At 52.5% G+C, this 13221-nt stretch carries 10 protein-coding genes and 4 pseudogenes; 1 reads left to right on the forward strand and 13 read right to left on the reverse strand.

The features are described from left to right. Positions 1-6 precede the first annotated feature (6 nt). The 12 genes and pseudogenes from NQ491_RS11005 to NQ491_RS11060 all read right to left on the reverse strand — a co-directional run bounded on the left by NQ491_RS11005 (position 7) and on the right by NQ491_RS11060 (position 11726). On the reverse strand, positions 7-1407 hold the full coding sequence (locus NQ491_RS11005; RefSeq protein WP_187119346.1) for a flippase: 1401 nt from the start codon (positions 1405-1407) through the stop codon (positions 7-9). 26 nt (positions 1408-1433) lie between these two features. Then, positions 1434-2375 carry a UDP-glucuronic acid decarboxylase family protein gene (locus tag NQ491_RS11010; RefSeq protein WP_019245482.1) on the reverse strand — a complete coding sequence of 314 codons (942 nt, stop codon included), beginning with the start codon at positions 2373-2375 and terminating at the stop codon, positions 1434-1436. Positions 2376-2386: 11 nt separating this feature from the next. Beyond that, the gene (locus tag NQ491_RS11015; protein WP_026089585.1) at positions 2387-3706 is read right to left on the reverse strand and encodes a UDP-glucose dehydrogenase family protein; all 1320 of its coding nucleotides are present in this window, start codon (positions 3704-3706) and stop codon (positions 2387-2389) included. 10 nt (positions 3707-3716) lie between these two features. After that, on the reverse strand, positions 3717-4826 hold the full coding sequence (gene rfbB, locus NQ491_RS11020) for a dTDP-glucose 4,6-dehydratase (RefSeq protein WP_259800662.1): 1110 nt from the start codon (positions 4824-4826) through the stop codon (positions 3717-3719). Beyond that, complete coding sequence (locus NQ491_RS11025) at positions 4816-5010, reverse strand: LbetaH domain-containing protein (RefSeq protein ID WP_019245478.1); 195 nt, start codon at positions 5008-5010, stop codon at positions 4816-4818. The genes rfbB and NQ491_RS11025 overlap by 11 nt, the downstream gene beginning before the upstream one ends. A gap of 34 nt (positions 5011-5044) precedes the next feature. After that, entirely contained in the window at positions 5045-5551 is a 507-nt protein-coding gene (locus NQ491_RS11030; protein ID WP_147524840.1) for a hypothetical protein, read from the reverse strand. Positions 5552-5678: 127 nt separating this feature from the next. After that, complete coding sequence (gene rfbD, locus NQ491_RS11035) at positions 5679-6548, reverse strand: dTDP-4-dehydrorhamnose reductase (RefSeq protein ID WP_019245475.1); 870 nt, start codon at positions 6546-6548, stop codon at positions 5679-5681. Then, positions 6545-7120: a dTDP-4-dehydrorhamnose 3,5-epimerase gene (rfbC, locus tag NQ491_RS11040; RefSeq protein WP_019245474.1), complete on the reverse strand. Its 576-nt coding sequence runs from the start codon at positions 7118-7120 to the stop codon at positions 6545-6547. The genes rfbD and rfbC overlap by 4 nt, the downstream gene beginning before the upstream one ends. A gap of 142 nt (positions 7121-7262) precedes the next feature. Then, positions 7263-8155 (reverse strand): annotated as a pseudogene (rfbA, locus tag NQ491_RS11045) (glucose-1-phosphate thymidylyltransferase RfbA). A 174-nt stretch (positions 8156-8329) separates the two neighbouring features. Next, positions 8330-8725 carry a hypothetical protein gene (locus tag NQ491_RS11050; RefSeq protein WP_034283533.1) on the reverse strand — a complete coding sequence of 132 codons (396 nt, stop codon included), beginning with the start codon at positions 8723-8725 and terminating at the stop codon, positions 8330-8332. Positions 8726-8904: 179 nt separating this feature from the next. Beyond that, positions 8905-9983: pseudogene (locus NQ491_RS11055) on the reverse strand (transcriptional regulator). Between the two features lie 510 nt (positions 9984-10493). Next, positions 10494-11726, reverse strand: coding sequence for a site-specific integrase (locus NQ491_RS11060; RefSeq protein ID WP_259800663.1), 1233 nt, complete (start codon positions 11724-11726; stop codon positions 10494-10496). Positions 11727-11924: 198 nt separating this feature from the next. Here NQ491_RS11060 and NQ491_RS11065 point away from each other — a divergent pair. Beyond that, a pseudogene (locus NQ491_RS11065) lies at positions 11925-12112 on the forward strand (tyrosine-type recombinase/integrase); the annotation flags it as partial. A gap of 152 nt (positions 12113-12264) precedes the next feature. Here NQ491_RS11065 and NQ491_RS11070 read toward each other — a convergent pair. Beyond that, positions 12265-12618, reverse strand: a pseudogene (locus NQ491_RS11070) (transposase); the annotation flags it as partial. Positions 12619-13221: the final 603 nt, after the last annotated feature.

A 13221-nucleotide genomic window follows, 5' to 3' on the forward strand; every position in this document is an offset into this window, starting at 1 on the left:
GGATTATTATGCTCTTTTCAGTATGTATTGATCAATGTATTGCCTTAGCAGGGAATGCCGTATCGCCAAATATTGTAGTGCCCCGTAAGTTAGGGCACATAAAATGCACATGACAAACAAAAACGTAAAATCGTTGACGATATACTTGTTGGCGAGATAGAAGATAGGAATGAAAGACAGTGAACAGGCTACATGGGGCCATGCCGATTTCCAGTTCAAGCGAACCGATGTGAAGCGGAGGACCATATAAATGTTGATGACCAATTGGACGATTTCGGCGCCAACTGAAGCAACCGAAGCGCCGGCGGAGCCGTAACGGGGAATCAGTATCAAATTTCCGCAGAAATTCAGGACAGCCGCAATAATTACCGAGATCAGATATTTCGAATCCAGATTGAGGCCCAGCAAGACTTGTATCCCGAACAGATTATTGAGGCCGATAATCAGGATTAAGGCGGACAGGATTTTTAACGGAACGATCGCTCCGTCGAATGCCGGACCGAAAAAAAACGGAACGAACCGCGATGCCAATAGGAAAAGGCCGAACATGGCGGGAATCGTAAGAAATATGGTAAAGTCGAACGATTTCTGCAATAGGAAGGAATTTTCCGTCTCTTTATTGTTTTGCCGATTATATGAAAGTCTAGGTAACAGAACTATGCCAAGTGATGAAAAGATCGGGATGAACAGTTTGGCGATTTTCGCTGCGGAAGTATAAAATCCCACTTCTTCATAAGTACACATGAATCCAAGCATCAGTGTGTCCAGCATAACGAATATGCTAACAGCCAATACAGAACTGAACAGGATGAGCATGGGTTTAAGGTGCGATTTGATTCGGATGCCCGTCAATTTTATTTTCAAACCCTTGCGTGTAGCATAGAGAATATTCCATATATTACCTGCCACAACAGCCAAAACGTTCAACAAAACATAAATGATGACATCTTGCTTGGTCCTAACGAACAAAAATAGCCCTGCAATGCAAAGTAATTTGATGATGACTGACCGCAGGGTGATGATTTTAAACTGTTCGAGTCCTGCAAAATACCAATCGATAGCGACCGGAGTAAAAAATAATGTCAGTCCGGAAACCAATAATATCTTTCTGTCAACAGCCAATTGGGGAATTAGGTACAGAGTCAAAATAAAAACCGTAGAGATCAGTAATGTGCTTATTAATGTTATTTTGAACAGTTCAGAAAAAACTTGGGATATTTTATCTGTTCGATCCTTAAATTTAGCTATTTCCCGCACTCCGTAAATGGAAATCCCTAATGCTGCGAACAAAGCAAAATAACTGACATACGTAATGGCAAAATTAGCGAGTCCGACTCCTTCCGAATTCAGTATTCGCGAGACATACGGCACCGTAACGACAGGGAACAGTACATTCAGTATGTTCAAGGAAATGTTGTATGCTAGATTTTTCTTTATTGACATGCGATCTCCTTGAAATATTCAATTGTTTTTTGGAGTCCTTGTTCGAGTTTCACGTTGGGTTTCCATCCGTTTAGTTTTTGAGTTGCGAGTGAGATATCCGGTTTTCGTTGCTTCGGGTCGTCGCTTGGCAGTGGGTTGAAGACGATCTCGGATTTCGAGCCGGTCAGCCGGATGACCCTCTCGGCGAGCTCGAGCATTGTGAATTCGTCCGGATTTCCGGTATTCACAGGACCGGTGAAATCGTCTTCGGTCGCCATCATGCGTATCATCGCCTCGATCAGGTCGTCCACATACTGGAAGCTCCGGGTTTGAGTGCCGTCGCCATAGATCGTGATGCTCTCGCCGCGAAGCGCCTGAACGATGAAATTCGAGACGACCCGTCCGTCGTTGGGATTCATTCTGGGCCCATAGGTGTTGAATATCCGGATGATTTTGATCCGTACTCCGTTCTGGCGGTGATAGTCCATAAAGAGAGTTTCGGCACAGCGCTTTCCTTCGTCGTAGCACGACCTCAGTCCGATAGGGTTCACATTGCCCCAATATGTCTCCACCTGCGGATGCACCATAGGATCGCCGTATACCTCGCTGGTCGAAGCCTGCAGGATTTTGGCCTTGGTGCGTTTGGCCAGCCCGAGCATATTGATGGCTCCCATGACCGAGGTTTTCAGGGTCTTGATCGGGTTGTACTGGTAGTGCACGGGCGATGCGGGGCAGGCGAGGTTGTATATTTCGTCGACTTCGGCATGGTACGGCTCGATGATATCGTGGCGTACCAGTTCGAAATGGTCGTTTTCCAGCAGGTGGCGGATATTGTCCTTACTGCCGGTGAAGTAATTGTCCATGCAGATGACGTCGTGCCCTTCGCGCAATAACCGCTCGCAAAGGTGCGAGCCGATAAACCCGGCTCCTCCGGTTACGAGTATTCTCTTCATACGAACTTTTATTACTGTTTATTTCCGATCCGGGTATACGCGAATCCTTTGTTCCGGAGCTCATTCCGATCGTATATGTTCCGGCCGTCGACGATCAGGTTTCCTCGCATGGCTTGGCGGACAACGTTCCAGTCGGGCAGCCGGAACTGCTTCCATTCGGTCACCAGCGCAATGGCGTCGGCTCCTTCGGCGGCTTCGTAAATGTTACGGCAGTAGACAACCCGGTCCCCTATTTTTCTGCGCGCCTCATCCATGGCGATCGGATCGAAAGCCCGGACGGTCGCTCCGGCTTCGAGCAGCTTGTCGATAATGACCAGCGCCGGGGCCTCGCGCATATCGTCGGTTTCGGGTTTGAATGCGAGTCCCCACAGGGCAATCACTTTTCCGTTCAGATCAGTGCCCAGCGCCTCTTTGAGTTTATCCGCCACGATCACTTTCTGAGTCTCGTTAACCGCCTCGACGGCCTCGATGACGCGCATCGGGTATCCGTTTTGCCGTCCGGTATGGCACAGCGCCTTGACATCTTTCGGAAAGCACGACCCGCCGTATCCGCAGCCGGCATAGAGAAATCGGCTTCCGATACGATCGTCGGCTCCCATGCCCTTGCGTACCATATCGACATTCGCGCCGATACGCTCGCAGAGGTTGGCGATGTCGTTCATAAAGCTGATGCGGGTAGCGAGCATGGCATTGGCCGCGTACTTGGTCATCTCGGCCGACGATACGTCCATAAACAGAATTGGAAAACCGTTGAGTAGAAACGGTTTGTAAAGACGCTCCATCAGCGTGCGTGCCTGTTGGCTGTCCACTCCGACTACCACGCGGTCGGGGTTCATGAAATCCTTGATGGCCGCACCTTCCTTGAGAAATTCGGGATTCGAGGCTACGTCGAAAGGTATGTTCACACCGCGTTTTTCGAGTTCTTCCCGGATGGCGGCTTTTACTTTCTGTGCCGTGCCGACGGGTACGGTGCTTTTGGTTACCAGCAGGGTATAGCGGTTGATTTTCTGTCCGAACGTTCGCGCTACATCCAGCACATAATGCAGATCGGCGCTGCCGTCCTCGTCCGGCGGGGTTCCCACGGCGCTGAAAACGATTTCGACTTTGCCGAGAGCTGAGGTAAGATCGGTCGTGAAATGGAGACGTCCTTCACGGACGTTTTTTTTGACAAGTTCCTCGAGTCCCGGCTCATAAATCGGCATGATGCCGTTGTTGAGTTTATCGATCTTTTCGGTGTCGATATCCACGCAAGTAACATTCGTGCCCATTTCGGCAAAACAGGTTCCCGTGACCAAACCGACATATCCGGTTCCTACGATTGCGACATTCATAATAGGTAATTTATTTCTGGTTATACATATCCTGATAACACCTCTGATACTCCCCCGAGGTCACGTTATCGATCCACTTTTGGTTATGGAGATACCATCGGACTGTTTTTTCGATGCCTTCTTCGAACTGGAGGGTCGGTTCCCAGCCCAATTCCTCCTTGAGCTTCGTGGAGTCTATCGCATAGCGCAGGTCGTGCCCGGCCCGGTCAGCGACATAGGTAATCAGTTTTTCGCTCGCGCCTTCCGGCCTGCCCAGCAGTCGATCTACGGTCTTGACGATCACTTTTATCAGGTCTATGTTCTTCCACTCGTTGAATCCTCCGATGTTGTACGTTTCGGCGATTTTCCCCTCGTGGAAAATCAGGTCTATGGCCCGTGCGTGGTCTTCCACGTATAGCCAGTCGCGGACGTTCTGCCCCTTGCCGTAGACCGGTAGCGGCCTGTCGTTCCGGATGTTGTTTATGAACAGCGGGATCAGCTTTTCGGGGAACTGATAGGGTCCGTAGTTGTTCGAGCAGTTCGAGATGACGGTCGGCAGGCCGTATGTATCGTGATAGGCCCTGACGAAGTGATCCGACGAAGCCTTGCCGGCCGAGTAGGGGCTGTGCGGATCGTACTTGGTCCGCTCGGTGAAGAAGCGATCTCCGTAGGGTCCCCCTCCGCACTCGTTTCCGTTCGGATCGCCTTGGGGCCGCGTCATCGGCAGCGCTCCGTAGACCTCGTCGGTGGATATGTGGTAGAACCGTTTCCCCTCGTAGTCTCCGTTCCATTGCTCCTTGGCCGCCTGAAGCAGCGACAGCGTTCCCATGACGTTCGTCCGGGCGAAGGTGAACGGGTCCCGGATCGATCGGTCGACATGGCTTTCGGCCGCGAGGTGTATCACCCCGTCGACGGCATACTCCCGGAATAGTTCCCGCATCCTCTCGTAGTCGCAGATATCGGCCTTTACGAAAGCGTAGTTCGGGGCGTTCTCGACGTCCGCGAGGTTGGTCAGATTGCCGGCATAGGTCAGTTTGTCGAGGTTGACGATGCGGTATCCGGGGTACTTGTTTACGAACAGGCGTACCACATGGCTTCCGATGAAGCCGGCGCCGCCCGTGATCAGTATATTACGGTTCATAGGATGAATAATTGATTTGATCGTCGCTACGATCTAGATACACTCCCGTTTTTTTCAGAGAGGCCGGATTGCCGGCCAGCAGGCAATGCTCGGGCAGCGAGGAACAATCTTTAGTCAGGACGGCTCCTGCGCCCACGATACAACGGTTCGGCGTGCGAGCGCCTTTGAGCACGATGCATTTCATAGCGAACCAATTGTTGTCATCGATCACAATCGACTTATAATAAGTTGATAATGAGCGTATTGTCCCATGTTTCTTTTTCTCTTCCATGCCCGTTTACCGCGACCGCAGGGCATGTCCGCTTGCCCGGCCGTTGCCGGTTGCCGAAGCTCGCATGCGCCGTGGCTGCCGGCCCGGCCCCGTCCGCCACGGATTTGGTACGATGGAAGTCCGTATCGCAGAATATGCAGTCCCATCCGATCAGCGTATTCGTTCCGAAAGAGACATGATGATAGCATATCAGTTTGAGGGAAGCCGACGCAGCAAAGTTCTCGCCCAGAATCAGGGTTCCCTTTTCTCCCACGCAGACCGAGGAGTTGCTGCCGATCATGCACTCGCCTTTGAATACGACGGAGCCCCGATTTTCCCATAGAAACCTTTGTCGGGGAAAAATCCCCGTGCATTTGCGCCCCAAGCGGATCATTCCCGGACGAATGCGGTCCGATTCGATGCGCACGCGGCCCCGGCATGTGCTAATTCGGGATGCCCCGATCAGAATCGGCAAGCGGCAGGCCTGTTTAAAGGGTAAATGCCGGAAATTGAACCAGAGGGATACAGGAAGGTACAAGCCGAAATCCTTCAGGTTTCCCCATATGGCGCTCCAAGACATGGTATGGTAGTTTACGGATTATTTATTCGCGCAATTTTTCTATTCGCTCCAGACAATATCGTAGCGATTCGGTCCAGTGCGGTATCCGGATGCCGAAGGTCTGCTTTACCTTGGTTTTATCCAGCACGGAGAAGCTCGGCCGGCGGACCTTGCTGGGGAACTCCGAGCTGTGGCACGGCCCGATGTCGCATCCCGTATGGCCCGCGTACCCGGCGATCGCCCGCGCGAAGTCGTACCACGAGCAGACTCCTTCGTCGGAGAAGTGGTATACGCCCTCCCGGCCGTCGTACTTCCGCCCCTGCACGATCTCGAAGATCGCACGGGCCAGATCTCCTGCATAGGTCGGCGTGCCGACCTGATCGAACACGACGCTCAGGCTGTCGCGCTCGGCGGTCAGGCGGAGCATCGTTCGAAGGAAGTTGTTCCCGAACTCGGAGTAGAGCCATGCGGTGCGGAAGATCAGATAGCGGCAGCCGCTTTCGGCTATCGCCCGTTCGCCGGCCAGCTTCGTGCGTCCGTAGGCTCCCGTCGGATCGGTCGGGTCGTCCTCGGCGTAGGGCGTACTCTTGTCCCCCCGGAAGACGTAGTCCGTCGATATGTGGATCAGCACGGCTCCCCGCTCGCGGGCTGCGGCGGCCAGATTCGCCACGGCGCGATGGTTGAGCAGGTCCGCCGCGGTCTCGTCCTCCTCTGCCCGGTCTACGTTCGTATAGGCCGCGCAGTTGACGATCACGTCCGCCTTCTCTTTCCGCACCGTGCGTCCGACCGCATCGGCATCGGCGATGTCCAGCTCGGCCACGTCGGTGAAGACGTACCGGTCCGCGCTGCCCGCCGCCGCACGACGCATCTCGCGCCCGAGTTGCCCGTTGGCTCCGGTGACCAATATTGTCATATTTCGTAAAGATTATCGTTGTAGTCGAACAGTTCGGGTGCTTCGTCCAGTCTCGGATGCCGGCTGTCCTTTTCCGAGAGGATCACGTTCGCGGGGTCGATCCGCCAGTCGATACCGATCTGCGGGTCGTTCCATGCGATCGCCCCCTCGCTCTGCGGGGCGTAGTAGTTGTCGCATTTATACTGGAAGACAGCCTCCTCGCTCAGTACGGCGAAGCCGTGCGCGAATCCGCGGGGGATGAACAGCTGCCGTCTGTTCTCGCCCGAGAGCTCGACGGCCACGTGGCGGCCGAAGGTCGGCGAGCCGCGGCGGATGTCCACGGCCACGTCCAATACGGTTCCCGAAATCACGCGCACCAGCTTGCTCTGGGCATGCGGCGGCTTTTGGAAGTGCAGCCCGCGAAGCACCCCGTAGGAGGACTTCGATTCGTTGTCCTGCACGAAGCGTATGGGGCGCACCGCCTCGTCGAATGCGCGCAGGGAGAAACTCTCGAAGAAATAGCCCCTCCGGTCGCCGAAAATCTGCGGCTCCACAATGACGACTCCATCCAAGTCGGTTTCGATGATATGCATAAGTAAGTGTTGTGTTTATGGGCCGTATTTTCCCCGGTTCTATCGCCTGAGGTGCGGTACGGACGAATGGTAGTGCCCGGAAGCCCTTACCTTTTCACCTCGCCCTTTCCCGCGGAGCGGCCTGTTTCTGACTTGCCGCCCGCTATTTTTTCCTTTTTTCTGCCTCTGCGATCACTTTGAGCAGATATTGTCCGTACTGGTTCCTGAGCATGGGTTCGGCCACCTCCCGCAGTTTCTCTTCGGATATCCACCCGTTGCGATAGGCGATCTCCTCCAGACAGGCGATCTTGACCCCCTGCCGCTTCTCGAGCACCTCGACGAAGATCGACGCCTCCGAGAGCGAATCGTGCGTTCCGGTGTCGAGCCAGGCGAAGCCTCGTCCGAGGGTCTGCACCTTGAGCTCTCCGTCGGCGAGAAACCGTTGGTTCACCGAGGTGATCTCCAGCTCCCCGCGGGAGGAGGGCTCGATCGATTTGGCCACGGAGACCACTCTGTTCGGGTAGAAGTACAGTCCCACTACGGCGTAATTGGATTTAGGATGCTCGGGCTTCTCCTCGATCGAGAGGCATGTCCCGTTCTCGTCGAACTCGGCCACGCCGTACCGCTGGGGATCGTCTACCCGGTATCCGAAAACGGTTGCCTTGCCCTCCCGCTCGGCCGTGCCGACGGCCTCCCGCAGCTGAGCGGGAAAGCCCACCCCCTGAAAGATGTTGTCGCCCAGAACGAGGCATACGGCCTCGTCCCCGATGAACTCCTCTCCGATCAGAAACGCCTGAGCGAGTCCGTCGGGAGACGGCTGCTCGGCATAGGAGAGACGGACCCCGTAGTCGGACCCGTCTCCGAGCAGCCGCCGGAACGAGGACAGATCCCACGGCGTGGAGATCACCAGAATGTCCCGGATTCCGGCCAGCATCAGAACCGACAGCGGATAGTAGATCATCGGCTTGTCGTAGATCGGCAGCAACTGCTTGGAAACCCCCTTGGTGATCGGGTACAACCGCGTCCCCGACCCCCGGCCAATACGATACCTTTCATAGGATGATTAAGTAAAAACGGTTACTGTGCCCGACCGGCCTGCGCCGGATCTCGGATACAGGCCGGTCGATTATCGTTTCCATGTTATACAAATCATTCGCTCTCCGAACAACCGGTTCTCCGCAATATCTCATGGACGAGCAATGCCGTTCGTGAAAGGAGCAAAGTATCTCGTTACGCGAATTCTTCTATTTTTTCGCCACGCCATCGTTTGTACGCCTCGGGCGCGAGTACCGGAACCGTCAGCACTTTATGATCGGGATCAACGGTCCGCAGTATGTGTCTCCGGGAGTAGGCCCGCAGCTCGCCGTCCGCAATGGATGCCATGACGACGGGAAAAGGATAAGCCGCGAAATGGAAAACCGCGGTTTCGTTTCGGGGAAACAACCGGCATAGCTGGTAGGCGGATCGTTCGAAAGCCGCCCAGTATCCCCCTGTGCCATACAAGTGGATGAATCGCTCGTTATTTTGTTCCCGAGCGAGCACTTCCGTTCGGTGAGCTGCCAAGAAGGCCATCAGACGGACTCCCGAAGGTTCGGCCTCGGTATTTCGTAGCGGTCCTCCAGCCATGATTTCTGCGTTTTCCACGGGTTGTCGCATACTGACTCTTCCTTAACTTAAGGTGATGTTTCGATCGAGTCCGGCTACCGGTTTATTCCGTATCCGTTTTCCAAGCGAGTCCGAGAACCATACCTGAAGCAGGGATTCGGAAAATCAAGCATATGCAAGCGTGTAAAAGCGTGCAGCATTCAGTGGCCCAGCCAGCGGTCGTAATCGTCCAGCCACCGGATCAGGCGCGCCTTGCTTTTCTTGGGAGATTCTTCCCTTTTCCATCGTTCGACGATCTCGTGGGCCCGTTCGTAATCAAGACTGCTATCCGCGCATCCGTACAATGTGACGAGCAAATTCGCACGAGCCTGTTCTGCCTGGACGAGCGGAAGCAGGTGTCGGATCGTCCCGATCAGCTTTTCGCGCTCTTTCCTCTCCCCGAGCAACGTGTAGGCCGGAAGCAGTATGGAGTAGAGTTTGCTGCGCAACACATCGCTGTCTACTTGCAGTCGGCCGTATTGTTTGATCGTTTCGGCCGCCAAGGCGCGATCTTCGTCCGTCGCGCCTCCGGGGAGAAGCAGCGCCCCATAGCCTCGTGCAGGCCTTCCTGCAACCGGTCGTTATCCAGCCGGGTATATACGTGTTTTCCGCCCTCGTGCAGAGCGATGATCTCGTACTCTCCCGGACGGACGTGCAGCAGCGGAACCCACATCCAGTTCTCTACGCATACGACGACATCTTTCCGTCCTCCGCCGGGTCGGATCGCTACGCGTGCCTCAGCACCCTTGAATCTCCCCGCGATAATACGGATGCGGTCGCCTTTGGCGAGCCTCTCCGTTTCGGGCATATAGACAGGTGGCTCGTCGCAGTAGGAGCGTGCAACCCATTGCAGGTTGCGCATCGCCTCGTCGGACAGGTAAGGATAGTATCCGCGTAGCCCTTCCCGCACTCGCGGCAGGAAGTTGTATTGAGGCAATTCCTGCTTCATCCGATATATCTCGCTTTCCGACGAGCGGACAAAAACATAGTTGTAAAGCAACGGGCGGCGGGTACGGACGAAATGTCCCTCCTCGTCCTTCACTTCTACGTACGAGGGAGCGAAGAACTCGAATCCCGGCTCGCCGCAACGGATGCGGCGGTCCAGCTCCCTTTGCAGACCGACGGCCGGTCCCCGGTGACAGGAAGGAAGCGTCAGCACGTACCACCTTACGGCTTGGCTGTTTCTTCTGCGTGCAAAGCGTTCGGCCAACTCGGGAATGTCCTTGGTCTCCCCTTCCAAAGTATCTATATTCGCTTCCAAAAAACAGTCGCTTTTTTCAGTTACAGACACTCCTCCGCCATATCGAACGGCTTGTACAACCATCGATATATCAAAGACTTACCCGTCAAACAGAAAGGGATACTGAAAATTTCAGACTTGCCCTTCGTTTCATTTCGCACTATGCGTTTCCCCTCGTTCGCATCTTGCGATTATGGCATTCGAATGCGGCGACGAGATGATCCCGTTTCGCATGGTCTCTATGCAAGAAACCATAAGCGGAGATAAACAGTTGGTAATGAATAGGCATGTTGTATAAAATGCCGCATTGTTACATTTGTTTGCAACGTAAACACAAACATTTTACACAGATGGCGAACGGCATAGCAAAACGATAGCTTGATATCGGCAGATAAGCACCATTATGAATGTATTTATTTTGTTTTTAATATGTTGCACTAATACGGATAAATATTTTTTCGATCCGACGACTTGTCCATTGTTGTTTTTTTATATATGTTTGTAATCGCATTATGTGGTTTCTTGCATAGAGACGTTTTTATTCAAAACAGCCGTAATCTTCTGATTGGCAGCATCTATTGCCGAATTCTCCAGCGAAGCCAGATAGATCAGGGTCGTTCGTTCCGAAGCGTGCCCCATCCCCGCGCTGATAACGGAAAGGGGGATGTTGTGTTTTCGTGCAGCCGTGGCCCAGCTGTGCCGGGCTACATAGGAAGAGAGCGACTCCTTCAGGTTCAGGCGTTGTGCCAGCTCCTTCAATTGCTGGTTGTAGCGATTCAGTGCCGTCTGATACTGGGAAAAGGCCTTGTCAGGTTTCGTTGTCCGCAGAATCGGGAAAAGGTAAGACGGATAAGTCGCCGCCGCATGCCGGACGATGATCTCGCGCATGCACGGTTCGATGCGGATGCGTAGCGGTTGTCCGGTTTTGCGACGCGTGTAGACGATTTCATTGTCCCGGATATTTTTCGTTTGCAGATAGGCCATGTCGACGAAAGCCATGCCGCGCGCGCAGTAACTGAAAATAAAGAGATCGCGTGCCAGCGAGAGAGAGGGGGCATCGGTCAGATCCAGCCTCCATAGCTTGGCGATGAAACGTTCGTCGATAGCCCGCTGGCGGGTACGGTCGATTCCGGTATAGACATGCCGAAACGGATAGGTCTGCTCGATACCGTACTTGCGGACGGCTTTATTGTAAACGGCTCTGAGAATACGCATATAGAACGATACGGTATTGCGCACGACGCCCCGCCGGATCAGAAAGCCGTTGTACTCGTCGATCAGGGATTCGGTTACGGCCGAAAAAGGAATGTCTTTTGCCCCGAGAAAACTCATAAAACTGTTCAACGCCCGCCGGTAGTTCCGGGCCGTTCCGAGGCGGTTGCTGTTCGTCAGTTCGTCGATCTCGCGCCGCATCGATTCGGCTACCGTTATGCGCTGTGCCATGATACGGAATCGCATGATGATATCGTCCGGTCCGTAACCGTTCCCTTGCGTGTCCAATTCCCGAACGATACGGCGTAACGATGCGATGTCGTGCTCGATACGGTGCCGCAGCAGACGTCCCTCCGGGGTCTGCGAGATTGCAGGGGCGATGCGTTGCGCCGCCGGCAGCCAGTGTTCGGGTGCGATCCGAAGGTGTGTAGCGATCCGGCGTGTCTTTCGGCCACGGGTGATTTGATAGTAGATCGTGCCGGCCTTACCCTGTACGCCGGAATGACGCAATTTCACTTGGATGGTTGTCATGATGTGATTTTTTAATATTCCTCCGAAACTTCGGATCGACGCATAGACGAAGTCTCGGTTTGTCGGAAAGTCAGGTTCGTCGATCCGGCGGGCAAGGTAGGGTACGGATCGGCGTGTCCGAAACCTTTAAGCTATGCCGGCAGCAACCAAACTATCGGAAATCGTCGCGCTGAGAATAGAAGATAAGAAACAGTATTGCTTGGGTTACCTACCATGAAATTTCATGTCGGGCGGCATAGTTTTGTTACACGCTGTATCGAAAGTAAGTGCGACTACAAAACCGTAAGTGTACTGCTCGGACATTCCACTATCAGCACTACAACGTTCACCCGAACACGGAACAGAAATGCCATTGCATCGACCAAATGTGCAGAATGCTCAGATAAACTCTAATAAAGACTCTATTTGTATAGTTTATAGGAAACTAAAACCGCCTCACAATGTGTCATGAGACGGTTTTATTAGAGAAATAGCATTAAAATGCTCTCTTTGTTAATTAAGAATCCAATGTGTTTAACATGAATATTTAAAGGTATTCTTATAATTTTTTTGTAAATTTTTTTCGCAAATAAATAGGAGAATAGAGTTCATATCTTTTAATGGTAGCGAATATCCGTGCGACGATTTTGGCATATGGAGCATTAATCACCAGCATTTTGTTTTTTCTTTCTTCTGCTTTTCTCAGATAATATTTTTTCAGTTCTCCATCTTTTTTGTGCGTTACAGATACGGCCGCCAAGTGGAAGAGCTTTTTAATGTTCTTGTTGGCCCTATGCGAAACCTTGTTTTTAGAGTGTTGGCTACTGCCAGAGGTATATGCAAACGGCGCAACTCCGGCATGGCAGCAGAACTTCCGAGGATCGTCGAACCGTATAAAAGCCTCTGTCTCGATATCTACCCCGATGAAATAAAAATTCTCCATTACTTTTGTTTTTGGCCATCAGATTGAGAGAAAGAAATCTAACTACCTTAACAATGAAAGGTTAAATTCTTATCCATGTCTTGGTTCAAGAAAAAGAAAAGAGTCCGAATATGGCAATGAATCATTAATTCATAACTCTAACAGGTTCACTCTTTGCTTCCCTTACTTCCATCTGATCTGTTTCTTACAAAACTATCACTCTACTTTATCTCCTTTTTTAACTCAAATCTAAGGTAACTCTAAAAACTTTTTGCAATGATACATGACTTAGAGTTATCTGAGGTTATGAGATCAGATGCAAGAATCGGAAAGTCAATACATTAAAAGCAAAATTCGGAAAGAGATTGCGGTAACGATTTGGTAACGCAACTCCTTCCGAACTATGCCTTTTCGTGCGATTTTAACGTTTGACTACTTTCTAATAAATAGCACTTAATCGCAGTAATAGTGTTGTTTACATCATATTACACTCATCCCATTTTTTTAAAGGAGGCCCCAAAGGCACCTCCTTTTTGCATCTGTTCGGTGTAATCGAAAGAGGCGGCGCGTGAAACGCAAAAGCGTTTCACACAC

It is taken from the genome of Alistipes ihumii AP11, from assembly GCF_025144665.1.
Lineage (GTDB): Bacteria > Bacteroidota > Bacteroidia > Bacteroidales > Rikenellaceae > Alistipes_A > Alistipes_A ihumii.